Raw genomic sequence first — 17,657 nt, 5'->3', positions numbered from 1 at the left:
GGGAGATTCAGCTCGGGATGATCGAGGCGATGACAACGTATCGATCTTGTGACGAGAATACGCAAATTTCTTGAAGAAATTATTTTTCCGAAAACGAACAGCAGTCGATCATGCGATATTTTTATCAGCCGGATTATTCCGGTAGAAAAATTTCTTTATTCTAAGGAAAATTCGCAGTGTGAAACAAACCGTCACAAAATAGCATAGTGAATTGGCAATATTGCGTGCAGGTAATTGCCACGTTCTGTGGCGGCCGCGAACTCGTTGCGGCCAGGAGCTTTGAGACGATGATCGATACGAGAGTAGCAGCGTGTCTTGCGCTGCTGGCGTTTGGCGTGCGCACGGCAAGCGCAGCAGCGCTCGATGACGCGGCGGAGCAGTATCGGCCTTACATGATTGAGGGTATCGGCCAGGCGCTGGCAGGTGCGCGGAATCTGCGCGAGCGCGCTGCCGCCGGAGATCTGGCGGGGGCGAAAAAGGCATGGGTCTCGGCGCGTGCCGGATGGGAACGGTCCGAAGTGTTCACCGCCGGCTTTGTTCCCGAACTCGATGCCGAGATCGATGCCTGGCCCAACGCGGATAGCGGCTACCATGCCATCGAGGCTGCGTTATTTGGCGCCGGCCGCACCGACGTCGGCAAAGATGCCGACGCGCTCGTGGAACATCTGGACGGTCTTCACGCGAAGCTTCGCGACATGCCGTTGCCGCCGCAAGGTCTCCTGGACGGTACCGTGCGTCTGGCTTATGAGGTCGGCGAGAGCAAGGCTGATGGCGGCGAATCGCGTATCAGCGGAACATCGCTTGACGACATGCGCAACAACGTCGCCGGCATCGAATTCGCCTATCAGACGATTTTCTCGCCCTCGCTCAAGAATGCCGACGCCAAGCTCGCCGGTGCAGTGGATACAAGAATCGCGCAACTGAAGACGATCGTCGCGGCGCCCGATCTGCAGCATATCGATGTCACCGCATTGCGTCGCGCCAGCGAAGAGCTGGTGATCACGCTGCAGGACGCATCGAACAAGCTGGGATTGCATCGCTCCACGCTGGAGGCGGCGTCGCGATGATGATTCGCCGCTCAGCAATTGCTGCTCTTGCGTTCGGCCTGCTGTTTGCTGGTGTGTATGGGCGTGTCATGGCCTTTCCGGTCGATGGCGACCAAACGACGCTGCCGCCGAAGACCGAGCTCAACGAAGACGCGCTCGACAAGCCGCGCGAGATATTTCACTCCGAAATCACCGGCGGCAAGTCGTATATGATCAATCTCGGCAATCTGGCCTTCAGTTCGCCGGCGATCCTCGGCGGAGTGGCGCGGCAGGCCAGCGTGAGCTGCGAGACGTGCCACGTCAACGGCGCCGGCAACGCCAAATTCTTCATGCCGAAGATGTCGACGCGCCCGGGCACTTTCGACACCACCGGGCCGCTGTTCAACCCGGAAGCCGACAATTTCGTGCTCGATCCGGTCACGATCCCCAGCCTGCGTGGCGCGCGATATTTGTCGCCCTATGGCCATGACGGTCGCTTTGCGTCGCTGCGCGATTTCGTCCACAATGTCATCGTCAATGAATTTTCAGGTCCTGAGCCGTCGCCGGCCATCCTCGATGCCCTCGTTGCCTATATCCAGGACATCGATTTCCTGCCCAATGCGGCTCTCGGTCCGGGCGGGCGATTGATCGGGAAGGTCAGCGATTCGGAGCGTCGCGGTGAAGCCCTGTTCTCAAAACCGTTTCCGCACGATCCGAATTTGAGCTGCGCCGGTTGTCACGTTCCCTCGGCCACGTTTGTCGATCATCAGCAGCACGACGTCGGCTCGGGAGGTTTTTTCAAGACCCCGACGCTGCGTAATGCCGATTTCAACGCGCCGTATTTCCACGACGGCCGTTTCGACAGCTATGACCAGGTGGTGGCGCATTTCGACCGCGTATTCGATCTCGGACTATCCACGCAGGACAGGCAGGATCTTATCGCCTATCTCACCGTGGTCGGTGATGGCGCGCTGCCTTACGAACATGATGGCGCGGGCGATACGCTGAGGGAAGTCAACGATTTCACCAGCGTTCTTGCGGTTGCGATCCCGGCCGGTAACAAGGAAATCGTTTCGCTCGCGGTCGACACCATCGGCAATGAGCTGCGGGAATTGACCGAGCAATATCCCGACCGGAAGGACACCAGCCTGTCGGGCGGCGAGCAACAGAGGGTCTTGGCGCGCACGGCGCTGAAGGAGCTCGTCCTTACCTTGCGGCGAATCGATATGGCGGTCGCAGACGGCCGGACTTCCGATGCGGCGACCGATTTCAGAAACTATCGTTCGCTGATGGCCGCGGCCGTTCCCGCGGTGCTGGCCAGCGCCGAGCCGTGGTCGCTGTTCAATCCCGCGGTGCATGATTCGCATTACGCGGCGCTGCGGCAGGTCTTGCAGACGAAGCACATGTCGCATTGACGCGCATATTGCGCCGCGCCGTTTGCGTAAAGTGCGAAAAACCTTTTCCGATCGGGAAATTTAGTTTTCTGGAGAGGATTTAGCGCCGCCGAATTCGCGGGATTCGACTGGTGAGATTCGACGGCGAAAGATTGCTCAGCGATCTTGCGAAGATGGCGCGCTGATTCGCGTATCAATGCTGCCCCGGCGCAGGTGACGGGCGGATGAAGTTTAAATTTCTTTCCAGGATTTTCTTGCGCGGGATGTGTCGAAAATTTTTTCGACGAAACTTTTTTGAATCGTTCTGATTTTCTTTCGCTCGTTCACATCATCGATATGCGTGCGTCATGTTGACCCACTAAGTACCGCGACGTTAACTTTAACCTTGGGGTCGACAAATGAAACCAACGTTCAATTTGAATAGAAGATGGCGGGTCACCACCGCGCTGTGCATCGTTTCGACGATGGCGGTCGGAACCGCCAGCTACGCTGCAAGCAATTGGGGCCGGAGCAGCTGGGATTTGCGTTCGCATCCCAACCGCTTCCTCAGCACGGTTCAGAACAAGATCGATCAGGATCTCCAGAACCTGCTCGCCAAGAACAAGGCTGGTGGCAAGGGGACGAGCCCGACCGGTTCGACCGCTACGCCGATCAAGCACGTCATCATCCTGATCGGTGAAAACCGCGGCCTCGATCACACCTTCGGTGTGTACAAGCCGAAGGGCGCCGGCCAGACCATCAGCAACCTGCTGTCGAAAGGCATTGTCAACGAGGACGGCACCCCCGGCCCGAACTTTGCTCAGGCTCAGCAGTATTCGGTCGCCGCACAGTCGTCGTACTACATCGGTGCTCCGGCCATTGCCAAGTCGCCCTATGGCGCGACCAACGTGATGCCGCAGCCCAACACCGAAGGCACTCCGGCGACGCAAAGCGACACTGGCGCTCCGTTCAAGACGATCGCCGAAGCAAGCGTCGAAAAGGATATGGATCCGGCGTCTCTCGACATCCTGACCACGGGAGCGACCAACCTGCCGGCCAATTCACTGGACACTCGCGTTCCGGGCGCCGGCACTCTGACGGGACCGTTCCAGCTGCAGGGTCCCCAGCTCACCGACGACGACTACACCGGCGATACGACGCACCGCTTCTACACGGACTGGCAGCAGGATGATTGCAGCCTCGACAACGTGACCAAGACCAACACCTCCGGCTGCAAGACCGACCTGTTTCCTTTCGTGATGGCGACCTACTCCTCGGGCAACAAGAGCCTCGGCAACTCGATGGGATTCTACAACGCGGAGCAGGAAGAGGCTCCGATCCTGAAGGAGCTGGCTGACCGGTTCACCCTGACCGACAATTTCCATCAGTCGTTCCATGGCGGCACCGCTGCCAACCACGTCATGCTCGGTACTGGCGACGTTGTTTTCTGGAGCGATGGAAAGGGTAATCCGACCACCCCGCCGGCGAACCAGATCGCGAACCCGAACCCGGTCTCGGGCACCGTCAACCAATACATGGTCGACGGCAACTTCAGCGCCTGCGCTGACGTGTCCCAGCCCGGTGTCAAGCCGATCATAACCTACCTGGAGAACCTGCCCTACGCGGCGGAGCCGAACTGCCAGCCCAACCATTACTACATGCTCAACAACGTCAACCCCGGCTTCTTGCCGAACGGTGCGCTGTCGGGTACTGGCAACCTCCCGCCGTCCCCGCTTCGGACCATCGGCGATGAGCTGATGGAAAAGAACATTTCCTGGGCTTATTACGGCGGCTCCTACAATGCGGCCGTCGCGCTCTCGAATGAAGCGGTTGCGGCGAATCCGACCAGCCCGAACCTGACCGCAGCGGCGATCTCCGATCCGGCGAATGCCGTCGGCGTAGCCTACTGCCAGATCTGCAATCCGTTTCAGTATGCGACCTCAATCATGGCCGATCCGGCTGTGCGGACGGCGCATGTCAAGGACACTGCTGATCTGATCACGGCGATCCAGAACAACACCTTGAATGCGGTGTCGTTCGGCAAGCCGGACGGTCTGCTCGACGGTCATCCGCAGAGCTCGAAGGTCGATCTGTTCGAAGCCTATGTGCTCAACGTTCTCGGTGCGCTCGACGCCAATCCGCAGTTGAAGGCGGAAACAGCGGTGTTCGTCACCTGGGACGAAGCTGGCGGTTACTGGGATTCCGGTTTCATCCAGTCGATCGACTTCTTCGGCGACGGACCGCGTATCCCGATGCTGATCCTCTCGCCGTATTCGACCGGCGGCAAGGTCTACCACAACTACGGCGACCAGGTGTCGTTGCTGAAGTTCATCGAGCGTAACTGGAGCCTGAAGCCGCTCACGAACCGCAGCCGCGATAATCTGCCGAACCCGACCTTCGCGAAGAGCAATCCCTATGTGCCGACCAACAGCCCGGCGCTTTCGGACCTGTTCGACGCGTTCGACTTCAGCCGCGCGGTCACTCAGCCCTATACCGAGTGATTGTGATCTGAACTCGTAGAGTTGGCGCCGACCGGGCCTGGTGGCTCGGTCGGCGCTGCTTTTTTCGACGGCTCATGCGAGCATGCCCTGGGAATTTTGACGATGGCCAATGGCCAGACGATTGTTTTTCCGCTCAACAGGTCGGTGTTGAGCTTGCTTGCCCTTGCGAGCATTCTGTTCTTCAACGGCGCTCTGGCACGGGCGCAGCAGTTTTCCGCCGATCTCGTCGCGGTGAAAGGCGACGGCGCTGCGGAGCCGGCAGGCCAGCTGCGCGTTGCCGGCGACCATGTGCGCATTGAAACGCCGGAACTGACGGACGGCTTTTTTGTCATTGATGGCGCAAAGCCCGTGGCCGTTTTTGTGCGGCCCGCCGCGCGGCTGTTCATGGACGCCCGCCAATCAAGCCGGCTGACCCGGATATTCGTGCCGGTCGATCCGGACAATCCATGTGGGCAGTGGGAGGCCATGTCGAAACTGGCTGGCATTGCGGATCAGGGAGATTGGCGCTGCGAGCGCGTCGGAGCGGAGACCATCGACGGCAATAGCGTCGTCGCCTATCGCGCCATCCCGGCTCCCGGCCGGGAATTCTTCGGCTGGATTGATCCAGCGCGCAAATTCCCGCTGCAAATCAAGACCGAGGACGGCATCATCATTACGGCCCGGAACGTTCGGGACGAACCGCAGCCGGCGCAATTATTCGAGATTCCACCAGGCTCCCGGAAATTCGATCCCGCAGCCCTGATCCAGCGGATCAAGCAAAGTGACGTGTGGGTCGACGATAAAAAAGATCCTGATCCCTCGCATCGCTAGAGACTTTCGGTTCTGACGGAATCAGACCCCAAGCTCTGTTCTTCTTATTTTGACACGTTTTTTGACGCCTGCCGCGGCATTTCCCGGCCGGGTGGATAATTGCTCAAAATAGAAGTTGATTCGAAGCCGAAATGAGTTCTCTTGATGAGAATCGGCATTTTCATTAGCGCGGGCAAGACATTATTACTGTAATCAAGCGCGGCATGACCAGACCACGCCTGCCTTCCCTTGTCGCGCTGCGCGCGTTTGAAGCGGTCGGCCGTACCGGCAGTATACGCGCAGCGGGGGACGAGCTTGCGGTCAGTCACACCGTCGTGTCGCGTCATATCCAGAACCTGCAAAAGAGTCTCGGCGTGGTGCTGGTCCGTGGCGAAGGGCGCGGTGTGACATTGACCGAGGCCGGCGCTGCATTCCACGGGATGATATCGCAGGCGTTCGATATCATCGCCCGTGCCACGACGTCGGTTCGTCCGGCATCGCAATCTGCGCTGAATATCTGGTGTATTCCAGGCATCGCCAATCGCCGGCTGCTGTCGCGGCTGCCGGAGCTCACAGGTCCGCCGCGCAATTGGGACGTGAACCTGCAACCGACCCTTTCGCATCCGGATCTCGCGCGCGGGGAGGCGGATGCAGAAATCGTCTACGCCGGGGTGATCGAGTCGGACGCCAACCTGATGGCGGAGCCGCTGATGCGGCCCCGGGTTTTTCCGGTGGCAAGTCCTTCTTATCTTGCGCGCTATCCTGTGGTCGGGAGCCTTGCCGATCTGGCTTCGATCGCGCTCATCCATGAAGAGTCCACCGAACAGTGGGAGCGCTGGTTCGAACTTGCCGGCCTCTCCGACCTGCCTCCCTTGCGTGGCCAGCGGCTTTGGCATGCCCACCTCGCGATCGAGGCGGCGTGGCTCGGTCAGGGTGTCGCGCTCGCCAACGACGTTCTGGTCGGCGATGACATGCGCGCCGGGACGCTGGTCGAAGTCGTCCCGACATCGGTCTATATGGGCACTTATCAGCTTGTCGCGCTGAAGGAGCGCTGGAACGATCCTGCGATCGTGGCGCTGCGGGACTGGCTGAGGCGGGTGCTTGCTGGCGCGCACGATGCTCCGAACGGTGCATAGAAGCCACCAGAGCGAACAAACAAGCTGATTGATCGGCCGCACGCGCCTTCTAGGCTGGCCGCTTGTTTGGGAGACAGGCGATGGCGTCGAATGCGGAATTGTGGTCACGCAGGCAGGCGGCGGTGGTCCGCGGCGTCGGTCACGCGACGCCCGTCTTTGCCGCAAAGGCGCTGAACAGCGAAGTCTGGGACGTCGAAGGACGGCGCTATGTCGATTTCGCCGGCGGCATCGCGGTGCTCAATACCGGCCACCGGCATCCCCGTATCATGCAGGCGGTTCGCGACCAGCTCGATCGTTTCACCCACACCTGTTTCCAGGTGCTTCCCTATGATTCCTATGTCGAACTCGCCGAGCGGCTGAACGCGCTGGCGCCGCTCAATGGTCCGGCCAAGTCGATGCTGCTCACGACCGGCGCGGAGGCCACCGAAAATGCGGTCAAGATCGCCCGCGCCGCTACCGGCCGAAGCGCGGTGATCGCGTTCACCGGCGGGTTTCATGGGCGCACCGCCTTCGCGTCGGCCATGACCGGCAAGGTCGTGCCCTACAAGAAAGGGTTGGGGCCGCCGCTGCCCGGCGTATGGCATGTGCCGTTCCCCGTCGCCGGCAGCGAGGTGACGGTCGACGACGCGCTCCGCTATATCGCCTTTATTTTCAAGGCGGACATCGACGCCTCGCAGGTGGCAGCGATCATCATCGAACCGGTGCAGGGCGAGGGCGGTTTTCACCAGGCGCCGCCGGAATTGATGCGCGGCCTGCGCCGCATTTGCGACGAAAACGGCATCGTCCTGATTGCCGATGAGGTGCAGACCGGTTTTGGCCGCACCGGCAAGATGTTTGCGATGGAGCACTATGATGTGCAGCCGGACCTGATCTGCGTCGCGAAAAGCCTCGCCGGCGGATTCCCATTGTCGGGAGTGATCGGGCGCGCGGCCATCATGGATGCAGCGGAGCCGGGCGGGCTCGGCGGGACCTATGCCGGTCATCCGCTGGCCTGCGCGGCAGCATTGGCTGTGCTTGACGTTTTCGAACACGAGGGTCTGCTGGCGCGCGCCAACGCGATCGGCGAACGGGTGCGCACAGCGGTCAACCGTTTCGCCCTTGCCAATCATCTGTTGCCGATCTCGATGGCGCGGGGGCCCGGAGCGATGATCGCGTTCGACATTCTCAAGCAGCGCGGCGGCAGCGAGCCCGACCCGGAGGCCACCGCGCGGGTGACCCGGCTGGCCTACGAAAGCGGCCTAGTGCTGTTGTCTTGCGGGACCACGGCCAATACGATCCGGATTCTGGTGCCGCTGACGGCGTCGGATGCGATCGTCGACGAAGGCCTCGCCATTCTGGAGACATGCCTTGTCGCCTGAGGGGCCATCCGGGTCCGCTAACGGTGTTATCAATATCGGTGGTATCGTACGCAAATTTAAGTCCTGACAGGAGAAGCCTTTGGCAGCCGACGCGATGACCAAGCCGGATCAGCTCACGGATAACCTGCGCGCCGCCGTTGATCGTGGCTTCGACGATCAAGTCGCGTTTCTGGCGCGCATGGTTCAGTTCCAGAGCCTGCGCGGGCAGGAGGCGCCGATCCAGAACTGGCTGGCGGAGCGGTTTGCCGATCGCGGCTACGAGGTCGATGTTTTCAGTCTCGCGGATGTAAATCTGACCGCGCATCCCAAGGCGGCGCCGATGGATGACATCGACCTTGCCGGATCGAAGCAGGTCGTCGCCACCAGCAATCGAAACGGCAATGGGCGAAGTCTGATTCTCCAGGGCCATATCGATGTGGTGCCGGAAGGTCCGGCCGGCCTCTGGGGCGATCCGCCCTATGCCGCCACGGTTCGCGACGGCTGGATGATCGGCCGCGGCGCGCAGGACATGAAAGCCGGCGTGTCGGCCATGATCTTCGCGCTCGACGCCATCCGGGCCGCGGGTTATGCCCCCGAGGGGCGGATCCATCTGCAAACCGTCACCGAGGAAGAGAGCACCGGCAATGGCGCGCTGGCGACCTTATTGCGTGGTTATCGCGCCGATGCCTGTCTGATTCCCGAGCCGACCGGGCACACGCTGACGCGTGCGCAAGTCGGTGCGATCTGGTTCCGGCTGCGTGTGCGCGGCAAGCCCGTGCATGTCGCCTATTCCGAATCCGGCACCAGCGCCATCCTATCTGCGATGCACCTGATGCGCGCGTTTCAGGACTACACGAAGGAGCTGAACGCCAAGGCGGCCGACGATCGTTGGTTCAGCGGCGTCAAGGATCCGATCAAGTTCAATGTCGGCATCATCAAGGGCGGCGACTGGGCGAGTTCCACCGCTGCCTGGTGCGACCTGGATTGCCGGCTCGGTCTGCTGCCGGGTTCTTCGCCGCAGGAGGCCATGCGCGGCATCGAGCGCTGTCTTGATCAGGCACAGAAGAACGACAGTTTCCTGTCGGAAAATCCGACCGAATTGGAATGGAGCGGTTTCCAGGCCGATCCCTCCCTGTGCGAGCCGGGTAGCGAAGCCGAAGCGACGCTTCGTATCGCGCATGAGAGCGCCTTTCAAACGAGAATGGAAGACCGGCTGTCCACCGCGGTCAACGATACGCGCTATTACGCCGTCGATTTCGGCATTCCGGCGCTGTGTTACGGCCCCTATGGTATCGGACCTCATGCGTTCGATGAACGGGTCGAACTCGAGAGCGTGCGCAAGACCACGCTGAGCCTCGCTCTGTTCATCGCCAAATGGTGCGGCCTGAGCCGGCTTTCATGATCTCATCTTTTTGAGCATGATCTTTTCGGAAAGCCGGTCTCCAGCCATCGGTCGTAGCCCGAGGGCATGCTTTTCAGGATGATGCTCTGGATTAGGGCTTTCAGGGTTGATGCCGCTTTGTGATCGCGACCTGCGCGGCTTGCGCGTAGAGGCTCGAAATCAAATCCAGATGGATGCTCGTGGTCTCGGATTTCGCGACCCAGCCGTCCAGGGCTTCGAGCATCGGCGGCAACGTCGCGGCGCGCAAGGCGGCGTAGGCTTCGGTGACGGAGCGCCCGGCCGGGGTGGCCCGGTAGCGCGTTTCCTTGCGCGATGAATTGCCCTCGGTCTCGATCAGGCCTGCGCGAACAAGCTTGCGCGTGGCGTATTGAAGATTGGGGACATCGACGCGGTTGAGCAACTGTCCGACCTCGGAAAGCCGCTTCGGCTCATCGCCCATCCGAACCACGTTGAGCACGGCGACATCGTCGCCCGTGAGCGGCACGTCGCAGACGGCGGCAAGACACGCCGCCTTCCAGCGATAGTAAGCTTGCGCCAGCCGCTCCAGCCTGAACTCGAAATCCGACAGCCGCCGCTCCGTCTCGGTCCGCGCCAGATGCCAGGATCCCGGCCGCTCAGTGACGGCCGCATGATTTTGCGGCTTCGCAGCATTGCCGGTTTTCTTCAGCGCGGTCTTTTGGGTCTTCTTCAAAACGGTCTCCCGATGTCGCGTGCGCTCAAGGCGTAGGCATGCCCTGCTTAATCTATGTCATTTACAAGTATGATTCTTACATTAAAAATTCAATTAAGAAAGTACGATGAAGCGGCAATACGAAGCGACGATACCAGGCACGGGCGTCAAGCGTTTCAGACGGGAGGTCGATGCAATGGCGGGACAATGGATCGACATCGCTGCCGCGGATGGCGGCAGCTTCAAGGGTTATCTGACCGTGCCGGCCTCGGGATCGGGACCCGGCATCCTGCTGCTGCAGGAGATCTTCGGCGTCAATTTCTCGATGCGCGAGGTCGCCGATTATTATGCCGAGGAAGGTTACGTGGTGTTGGCGCCGGATCTGTTCTGGCGATTGGAGCCCGGCATTGAGCTCGGCTATTCCGAGGCTGAATTCAACCAGGCGTTTGGCTATTATCAGCGCTTCGACGCCGATCAGTCGATCAAGGACGCCGCCGACGCGCTCAAGGTGTTGCGTGCGCGCCCCGAATGCACCGGCAAGGTCGGCGCGCTCGGCTTCTGCCTTGGCGGCAAGCTCGCCTATCTCACCGCGGCCCGCACCGATGTCGATTGCGCCGTCTCCTACTATGGCGTCGGCATCGAGGCCGATCTCGGCGAGGCCGCGCAGATCAAAGGCCCGATGGTGTTTCATTTCGCCGAGCTTGACCGGTTCGCGCCGGCGGAAGCGCGCGAGCAGGTCAAGGCCGCCTTCGCCAAGCGCCCCGATGTCGAACTCTATATATATCCCGGCTGTGACCACGCCTTCGCGGCTCCGGAGCGCGCCAGCTTCAACAAGCCGGCGACCCTGATGGCGCATTCGCGCTCGATCGCGCTATTCCGCAAGGTGATGGGCCCGCATTACGATCTCTCGGCGCTGTGGGACCGGCATACCGAACTGGAATTCGCGGTGCGGTCGGCCGAACAGACCATGGCGACGATGGTCGCAGAGCCTTACGTCAATCACATCCCGACCATGACCGGGGGCGTCGGCTATCGCGACCTGCTGCGGTTCTACAAGAATCATTTCATTCCGAAGACGCCGCAGGACACCAGGCTGATCCCGATCTCGCGCACCATCGGCGCCGATCGCGTCGTCGACGAGATGCTGTTTTGTTTCACCCACGACATCGAGATCGACTGGATGCTGCCGGGCGTGCCGCCGACCGGAAAATATGTGGAGATTCCGCTGATCGCGATCGTCCGCTTCCGTGGCGACAAGCTCTACAACGAACACATCTACTGGGATCAGGCCTCGGTGCTGGTGCAGATCGGGTTGCTCGACCCTGCTTTGCTCCCGGTGGCAGGCATAGAGACAGCGAAGAAACTCGTCGACGAGACGCTGCCGTCGAACACATTGATGGCGCGCTGGGCCGAAAGCGCGCCGCAGGCCGCCGAATAGTCGCAGTCAGTCAACGGCGCCCGCTCCCGGGCGCCGTTCTCGCATATGGAGTAACGGTCATGGTGCCCTCCGCGCTTTCCCGTCGTACCATCCTCAAGCTCGCCGGCGCGGCGGCCTTGCCGCTTTCCTCCGGCCTGCTCGGCGGCGAAGCGCAAGCCGCTGCCGCCGATACGCTGACCATCGCCTACAACGTCAATTTGCCGTCGTTCGATCCGACTGTCGGATTGTCTGCGGTCAACCCGACCATCCAGTCGATCTATCAGGCGGTGTTCGATCCCTATATCGGTCAGGCGCCTGATTTATCCTTCACGCCTGGCCTGTTGACGAAATGGGGCTGGAACGCCGACCAAACCAAGATCATGCTGGAGTTGCGCACCGGCGCGACCTGGCATGACGGTTCTCCGGTCACGCCTGAAGACGTGGTCTGGTCGCTGCAGCGCGCGGCCGATCCGAAAAGCGGCAATCCCATCCAGTTCGTCTGGTCCAAGGTCGGCAATTTCAAGATCGACGGCAACGCCATCACCGGCGACGTGCTGGAATTCGAGCCGACGCTTTTCAAATGGATGGCATTCCTCACCGGTTACGTCCTGCCGAAGGCCTATTACGAAAAGGTCGGCGCGGATGGTTTTGAAAAGGCGCCGATCGGTTCGGGGCCGTACAAGGTTGACGCCTTCGAGCGAAATGCCTTCCTCCGCCTCAAGGCGCATCCGGGTTATTGGGGGCCCAAGCCCGCGTTCGAGACCGTGGTGTTCAAATTCGTCACCGACCCCACCAGCCGCGTCGCCGAGATGGAATCCGGCGGATCGGATGTCACGTTCGAAATCCCTTACGAGGAATTCGACCGCCTGAAAGCGAAGCCGGAATTGGTCGGCGAGACCAAGCCGGTGTCAGATATCGCAATGATCTTCATCACCGATATCGATCCGATGCTCGACCGCAATGTCCGTCTCGCCGCCAATCATGCGATCGACAAGAAGGCGATCGTCGACCGGCTGCTGAGGGGCTATGGCGTTCCGATCGCAACGCTGGAAGCGCCGGGCTACGCCGCCTTCGATCCCTCGATCCAGGTCGCCTACGATCCCGATTTGGCGAAGAGCCTGCTCGCCAAGAGCGGCTACTCGCCGGAGAAGCCGGTCAAGCTCACGATCCAGACCACGCGCGGCTTCAAGCCGAAAGACTACGAGATGATCCAGGCGATCGTCGGGATGTGGCGCAAGGTCGGGATCGACGCCACCATCGAGGTCTACGAGATCGCGCAGCATTTCGAATTGCGCGCGCGTCACGCGCTGGCGCCGGCCGCGTTCTACAACTGGGGCAACGCGATCGGCGATCCCTCGACGTCCACCGGCTTTGCGATGTTCGGCCCATCGCCGCATTGCGCCTGGAAGGGCAAGGATCTGGTCGAGCGGATCGGGCCGTTGTGGGGCGAAAAGGACGAGGCCAAGCGGATCGCCGGCTGGAAGGCGGTCGACAAATACATCGCGGAGGAAGGCGAGGTGATCCCGCTGTTCCAGTATGTGCAGCCGATTCTCCACAAAAAGGGACTGAAGGTCGTGGCGCAGTCCAACGGCATGATCCTTCCGCAACTGATCACGCCGGCTTAAGGACGCAAAAGGCGATACCGCGATGCGATGGGGCGAGATCATCAGGCGACTCGTCCTCATACCGCCGACGCTTTTCGGCGTCGCGGTGATCGTCTTCGTGCTGCTGCGCGTGGTGCCCGGCGACCCCATCGCCATGATGATTCCGCCGGGCGCAACGCCTGCCGACATCACACGGCTGCGGGCGTTCTACGGGCTCGATCAACCGATCCTGCAGCAGTTCGTCACCTGGTTCGGCCAGGTGCTGAATGGCGATTTCGGACGATCGATCAGCGTACACCAGGGCGTCTTCGAACTGGTGCTGGCGCGATTGCCGGCGACGCTCGAACTGGCGTTGCTGGCGCTGTTGATCGCGGTGGGGCTAGGCCTGATCGCGGCGCTGATCGGCATCCATCTTCGCGGCCGGCGGATGGAATGGTTGGTCGATATCGGCATCGGTGTCCTGCTGGCTGTTCCGGATTTTCTCTGGGCCCTGATCCTGTTGCTGCTGTTGGGCGTGCTGATCCCGCTATTGCCGATTTCGGGCCGCATCGACCCTCAGCTCGACATCAGCTTTCACAGCAATTTCTATCTGGTCGAAAGCCTGCTGACCGGACGATTCGATGTCGCCGATGCGCTGCTGCACCACATGATCCTGCCGGCGTTGGCGCTGGCGCTGCCCTTTGCGGCATTGGTGGCGCGCATTCTGAAGACCTCGCTGGCGGAAGCCGAGGATCAGGATTACGCGCAGATCGCCCGCGCCCGTGGCTTTTCTCGCCCCGAAATCCTGCTGCGCGAGGTGTTTCCTAACGCGCTGATCCCGACCGTCGCGCTCGGCGGCGTCCAGGCCACGCTGCTGCTCGGCGGCACCGTGCTGGTCGAACGCATCTTCTCCTATGAGGGCATCGGCAACATGGCGATCGACGCCGTGATCAATCGCGATTTCCCGCTGATCCAGGGCCTGGTCCTGACCTTTGCGGTGCTCTTCATCGCGCTCAATCTTGCCGTCGATCTCGTGGTCACGCTGCTCGATCCGAGATTGCGCCATGGTTGACCTGGCTCACGATCTTTCCGTCGGGCATTCGTCGCGGTTGGTCGCCGGGCTGAAGCGGGGCGGCGCCCGGCTCTGGATCGGCGTGGCGCTGGTCGGCATCCTGCTGCTGGTCTCGCTACTGGCGCCGCTGATCGCGCCGCATGATCCGATCGAACAGGATCTGATGTCGGCGCAATTGCCCCCGGCCTGGATCAATGGCGGGGAGCCGGCCTATCCGTTCGGCACCGACAGCCTCGGCCGCTGCGTCTTGTCGCGGCTGATCTATTCGGCACGGACCGCCGTCGTCGTTGCGCTGATCGCGGCGTCGCTCGCGGCGGTGATCGGCATCGCCTTTGGCCTGATCGCTGGCAGCTTCGGCGGCTGGGTCGATCAACTCACCTCGCGCCTGATCGACGTCTGGATGGCGTTTCCGCCGGTGCTGCTGTCTATCGTGTTGGCGGCGGTGATCGGGGCGGGGCTGACCTCGGTGATTGCGGCGATTGTTGTCGTCGACTGGACCCGTTTTGCCCGCGTGGTGCGCGCCGAGACCATGACGCAGTTGCGGCGCGACTACGCCGCCGCGGCGCGCGTGATCGGACTGAGCCGTGGCGGAATCATGTGGCTTGAAATTCTGCCCAACCTGGTTCCGCTAACGGTCACGTTGCTGGCGGTCGAGATGGGGATCGCGATCCTGGTCGAGGTGATCCTGTCCTTTGTCGGCATTTCGGTGGCCGGCGACACCCCGACCTGGGGCGGCATGATCGCCGAGGGCCGCCAGATTGTGCATCAGGCGCCGTGGATCATGGCACTGCCGATCGGCTGCATCATCCTCAGCGTGATCGGATTCAATCTGCTCGGCGACGGCCTGCGCCTGCTGCTCGATCCGGTGCAGCGGCGATGACACCGGCGCTTTTTATCCAGGGCCTGCGGGTGACGATCGGCGCAGGCACCAGTGCGGCCAACGTGCTGCGCGGCGTCAGCCTGGAGCTTCAGCCCGGTGAAGTCCGCGGCTTGGTCGGCGAATCCGGCGCCGGCAAATCGATGCTGGGCCGCGCCGTGCTCGGGCTGTTACCTGCGAATGCGGCCATCGCCGCCGGCAGGATCGCCTTCGAAGGACGCGATCTTCTCGCCATGCGGGAGCCGGAGCGACGCAGCCTGCTCGGCCGCCGCATCGCGCTGATTCCGCAGGATCCCATGACCTCGCTCAATCCTGTGAAGCGTATCGGTGCGCAGGTCGCGATTCTGTTGCGGCATCACCTCGCGTCGTCGAGACGCGCGGCGCTGCAGCGCGCGGCCGAACTGCTCGCCGAAGTCGCGATCCGCGAGCCGGAACGGGTGCTCGGACTCTATCCGCATGAGATCTCCGGCGGGATGCGGCAGCGGGTGCTGATCGCGATGGCGTTCGCCTGCGATCCGAGTCTGGTGATCGCCGACGAGCCGACCACGGCGCTCGATGTCACCGTGCAGCGCCAGGTGCTGCAACTGGTCGAGCGGCTGCGGCAACGCCACGGCGCGGCGGTGTTGTTCGTGACCCATGATCTCGGCGTGGTGGCGAAGATTTGCCGCACCATGACCGTGCTGCATGCCGGCCGTGTTCTTGAGGAAGGCGAGACGGCGCATGTACTGGCGAGGCCGGGCCATCCCTATACGCGCGCGCTGCTGGCAGCGACGCCGCGCGCCGATCGTCCGGCCGAAGCGCTACGTCCGGTGCCGCCGTCGCTGATCGAAAATCTGTGGTCGGAAGCGCATCAGTTCGACCGGTTGGCCGCAGCGGGGCCGGCATGACCGATATCCTGCTCCGGACCGGCAGCCTGAGCTTCGCCTATCCGGAGCGCGCTGGGCTGTTTCGCCGGCCGGTGCCGCGCGAGGTGGTCAAGCGCGTCGACCTGGCCGTGCCGCGCGGCTCCGTGCTCGGCCTTGTCGGCGAGTCGGGCTCCGGCAAGACGACGCTCGGACGATTGCTGGTGCGATTGCTGAAGCCGACCTCCGGCGGCATCCAGTTCGACGGCGTCGAGATCAGCCGCCTCAGCGAGGCGGAGATGCGGCCGCTGCGTTCGCGGATTCAGATGATTTTCCAGGATCCGCAGTCGTCGCTGAATCCCCGGCTGCGGCTGGGCATCATCCTGACACGACCGCTGCAGGTGCATGGACGTTTGAAAGGACGGCGGGACCGGCGTGACCAAGCGGCGGCCTTGCTCGATCTGGTCGGGCTGCCGACGGGATTTATCGATCGTTATCCGCATGAGTTGTCGGGCGGCCAGCGCCAACGGGCGGGGATCGCCCGCGCTCTGGCGCTGGAGCCGGACTTCATCGTCGCCGACGAAATCGTATCCGGCCTCGATGTGTCGACGCAGGCGCATATTCTTTTGCTGCTCCGGGAATTGCGAGCGAGACTCGGTCTCACCTTGGTGTTCATCAGTCACGATCTGTCGGTCGTCCGGGTGCTCTGCGACGATGTCGCGATCCTGCACCGCGGCGAGGTCGTCGAATACGGACCGGTCACCCGCATCTTCAGCGCCCCGCAGCATGCCTATACGCGGCAGCTGCTCTCGGCGATTCCGCTGCCCGACGTTGAACCGGGCTGGCTGGACGATGCCAGCCCGATTGTTATCCCTCACCAGCAAGGATCAGCCGCATGACCGAGACCATCAAGGGTTCCGTCGTTCTCATCACCGGCGCCACCGGCGCGATCGCACAGGCGCTGATATCCGGGCTCGTGGCCCGCGGCGCGGCCAAGATCTACGCCGCCGCGCGTGATGTTTCCTCCCTCGCCGCATTGCCCGGCCTGGTGCCGGTCAAGATGGATGTCACCAGCGATGATGAGGTCGCCAAGGCCGCTGCGCTTGCGACCGACGTTACGCTGCTGATCAACAATGCCGGCGTCAACCGCAACACCGCCTTCATGCTGGCTCCCGATCTGGCGTTCGCCCGCGAGGAGATCGAGGCGAATTACCTTGCGCCGTTGCGCGTGACGCGGGCCTTCGCGCCGGCGCTGATCAAGAACCACGGCGCCGTGCTTAACCTGCTGACGATTCTGGCGCGGGTGAACCTGCCGTTCATGGGATCCTATTGCGCCTCCAAGGCGGCGGCCCTCAGCCTGACCCAGGGATTGCGCGGCGAACTGGTACCGAAGGGCGTTCGTGTTGTCGCGGCGCTGCCCGGCGCGGTCGATACAAGGATGACCGCGATGCTGACGATTCCGAAAATGGCGCCGGCCGAGGCGGCAGCCGAGATCCTCGATGGCTTCGAAGCCGGCGAGGAAGAAATCTATGTCGGAGACATGGCGCGCGGTCTCGCCCAGGGGCTCGCGCATGATCCGAAGGCCATCGAACGTCAATTGGCGTCGCCGGGCTGATCCGCGAAGGCCTCAAGA

Annotated in this window: 15 protein-coding genes; 14 read left to right on the top strand and 1 reads right to left on the bottom strand. The window is 62.2% G+C overall.

Annotated features, from left to right (window positions below):
• Window positions 1-224: 224 nt before the first annotated feature.
• From HB630_RS18375 to HB630_RS18345, 7 genes are all read left to right on the top strand, one after another.
• On the top strand, window positions 225-1,067 hold the full coding sequence (locus tag HB630_RS18375) for an EfeM/EfeO family lipoprotein (protein WP_346656109.1): 843 nt from the start codon (window positions 225-227) through the stop codon (window positions 1,065-1,067).
• On the top strand, window positions 1,064-2,440 hold the full coding sequence (locus HB630_RS18370) for a cytochrome c peroxidase (RefSeq protein ID WP_213773693.1): 1,377 nt from the start codon (window positions 1,064-1,066) through the stop codon (window positions 2,438-2,440). Before HB630_RS18375 ends, HB630_RS18370 begins: the two co-directional genes overlap by 4 nt.
• A 377-nt stretch (window positions 2,441-2,817) precedes the next feature.
• On the top strand, window positions 2,818-4,899 hold the full coding sequence (locus tag HB630_RS18365) for an alkaline phosphatase family protein (protein WP_213773692.1): 2,082 nt from the start codon (window positions 2,818-2,820) through the stop codon (window positions 4,897-4,899).
• Between the two features lie 102 nt (window positions 4,900-5,001).
• Window positions 5,002-5,709 (top strand): hypothetical protein, encoded by a 708-nt coding sequence (locus tag HB630_RS18360; protein WP_213773691.1) that lies wholly within the window; start codon window positions 5,002-5,004, stop codon window positions 5,707-5,709.
• A 203-nt stretch (window positions 5,710-5,912) separates the two neighbouring features.
• Window positions 5,913-6,824, top strand: coding sequence for a LysR substrate-binding domain-containing protein (locus HB630_RS18355; protein ID WP_213773690.1), 912 nt, complete (start codon window positions 5,913-5,915; stop codon window positions 6,822-6,824).
• 80 nt (window positions 6,825-6,904) lie between these two features.
• Window positions 6,905-8,182 carry a 4-aminobutyrate--2-oxoglutarate transaminase gene (gene gabT / locus HB630_RS18350; RefSeq protein WP_213773689.1) on the top strand — a complete coding sequence of 426 codons (1,278 nt, stop codon included), beginning with the start codon at window positions 6,905-6,907 and terminating at the stop codon, window positions 8,180-8,182.
• A 79-nt stretch (window positions 8,183-8,261) separates the two neighbouring features.
• The gene (locus tag HB630_RS18345; protein ID WP_249780910.1) at window positions 8,262-9,563 is read left to right on the top strand and encodes an ArgE/DapE family deacylase; all 1,302 of its coding nucleotides are present in this window, start codon (window positions 8,262-8,264) and stop codon (window positions 9,561-9,563) included.
• Window positions 9,564-9,663: 100 nt separating this feature from the next.
• On the opposite strand, the gene HB630_RS18340 is transcribed toward HB630_RS18345, so the two are convergent.
• A complete protein-coding gene (locus tag HB630_RS18340) occupies window positions 9,664-10,254 on the bottom strand; it encodes a winged helix DNA-binding protein (protein WP_213773688.1) in 591 nt (196 codons plus the stop codon).
• 175 nt (window positions 10,255-10,429) lie between these two features.
• Between HB630_RS18340 and HB630_RS18335 the strand changes: the two genes are divergently transcribed.
• Genes HB630_RS18335 through HB630_RS18305 form a run of 7 tightly spaced genes read left to right on the top strand, consistent with a single transcriptional unit; the run spans window position 10,430 to window position 17,639 of the window.
• A complete protein-coding gene (locus HB630_RS18335; protein ID WP_213773985.1) occupies window positions 10,430-11,671 on the top strand; it encodes a dienelactone hydrolase family protein in 1,242 nt (413 codons plus the stop codon).
• A gap of 59 nt (window positions 11,672-11,730) precedes the next feature.
• Window positions 11,731-13,275, top strand: a complete 1,545-nt coding sequence (locus tag HB630_RS18330; RefSeq protein ID WP_213773687.1) for an ABC transporter substrate-binding protein — start codon at window positions 11,731-11,733, stop codon at window positions 13,273-13,275.
• Between the two features lie 22 nt (window positions 13,276-13,297).
• A complete protein-coding gene (locus HB630_RS18325) occupies window positions 13,298-14,305 on the top strand; it encodes an ABC transporter permease (protein ID WP_213773686.1) in 1,008 nt (335 codons plus the stop codon).
• Window positions 14,298-15,185 carry an ABC transporter permease gene (locus tag HB630_RS18320; protein ID WP_213773685.1) on the top strand — a complete coding sequence of 296 codons (888 nt, stop codon included), beginning with the start codon at window positions 14,298-14,300 and terminating at the stop codon, window positions 15,183-15,185. Before HB630_RS18325 ends, HB630_RS18320 begins: the two co-directional genes overlap by 8 nt.
• A complete protein-coding gene (locus HB630_RS18315) occupies window positions 15,182-16,069 on the top strand; it encodes an ABC transporter ATP-binding protein (RefSeq protein WP_213773684.1) in 888 nt (295 codons plus the stop codon). The genes HB630_RS18320 and HB630_RS18315 overlap by 4 nt, the downstream gene beginning before the upstream one ends.
• Complete coding sequence (locus HB630_RS18310; protein ID WP_213773683.1) at window positions 16,066-16,923, top strand: ATP-binding cassette domain-containing protein; 858 nt, start codon at window positions 16,066-16,068, stop codon at window positions 16,921-16,923. The genes HB630_RS18315 and HB630_RS18310 overlap by 4 nt, the downstream gene beginning before the upstream one ends.
• Window positions 16,920-17,639, top strand: coding sequence for an SDR family oxidoreductase (locus tag HB630_RS18305; protein ID WP_213773682.1), 720 nt, complete (start codon window positions 16,920-16,922; stop codon window positions 17,637-17,639). Before HB630_RS18310 ends, HB630_RS18305 begins: the two co-directional genes overlap by 4 nt.
• Window positions 17,640-17,657 lie beyond the last annotated feature (18 nt).

It is taken from the genome of Bradyrhizobium sp. dw_78 (genome assembly GCF_018449525.1).
In the GTDB taxonomy this organism is placed as follows: Bacteria; Pseudomonadota; Alphaproteobacteria; order Rhizobiales; family Xanthobacteraceae; genus Bradyrhizobium.
Note: the sequence above shows the minus strand (reverse complement) of the source record. Positions and strands in the feature narration are given on the sequence as shown.

What these genes read in the sequence shown, in the direction of transcription:
- HB630_RS18360 (WP_213773691.1), top strand. Translation starts at nt 5,002, where the DNA reads ATGGCCAATGGCCAGACGATTGTTTTTCCGCTCAACAGGTCGGTGTTG.
- HB630_RS18305 (WP_213773682.1), top strand. Translation starts at nt 16,920, where the DNA reads ATGACCGAGACCATCAAGGGTTCCGTCGTTCTCATCACCGGCGCCACC.
- HB630_RS18335 (WP_213773985.1), top strand. Translation starts at nt 10,430, where the DNA reads ATGGCGGGACAATGGATCGACATCGCTGCCGCGGATGGCGGCAGCTTC.
- HB630_RS18315 (WP_213773684.1), top strand. Translation starts at nt 15,182, where the DNA reads ATGACACCGGCGCTTTTTATCCAGGGCCTGCGGGTGACGATCGGCGCA.
- HB630_RS18370 (WP_213773693.1), top strand. Translation starts at nt 1,064, where the DNA reads ATGATGATTCGCCGCTCAGCAATTGCTGCTCTTGCGTTCGGCCTGCTG.
- HB630_RS18320 (WP_213773685.1), top strand. Translation starts at nt 14,298, where the DNA reads ATGGTTGACCTGGCTCACGATCTTTCCGTCGGGCATTCGTCGCGGTTG.
- HB630_RS18310 (WP_213773683.1), top strand. Translation starts at nt 16,066, where the DNA reads ATGACCGATATCCTGCTCCGGACCGGCAGCCTGAGCTTCGCCTATCCG.
- HB630_RS18355 (WP_213773690.1), top strand. Translation starts at nt 5,913, where the DNA reads ATGACCAGACCACGCCTGCCTTCCCTTGTCGCGCTGCGCGCGTTTGAA.
- gabT (WP_213773689.1), top strand. Translation starts at nt 6,905, where the DNA reads ATGGCGTCGAATGCGGAATTGTGGTCACGCAGGCAGGCGGCGGTGGTC.
- HB630_RS18365 (WP_213773692.1), top strand. Translation starts at nt 2,818, where the DNA reads ATGAAACCAACGTTCAATTTGAATAGAAGATGGCGGGTCACCACCGCG.
- HB630_RS18325 (WP_213773686.1), top strand. Translation starts at nt 13,298, where the DNA reads ATGCGATGGGGCGAGATCATCAGGCGACTCGTCCTCATACCGCCGACG.
- HB630_RS18330 (WP_213773687.1), top strand. Translation starts at nt 11,731, where the DNA reads ATGGTGCCCTCCGCGCTTTCCCGTCGTACCATCCTCAAGCTCGCCGGC.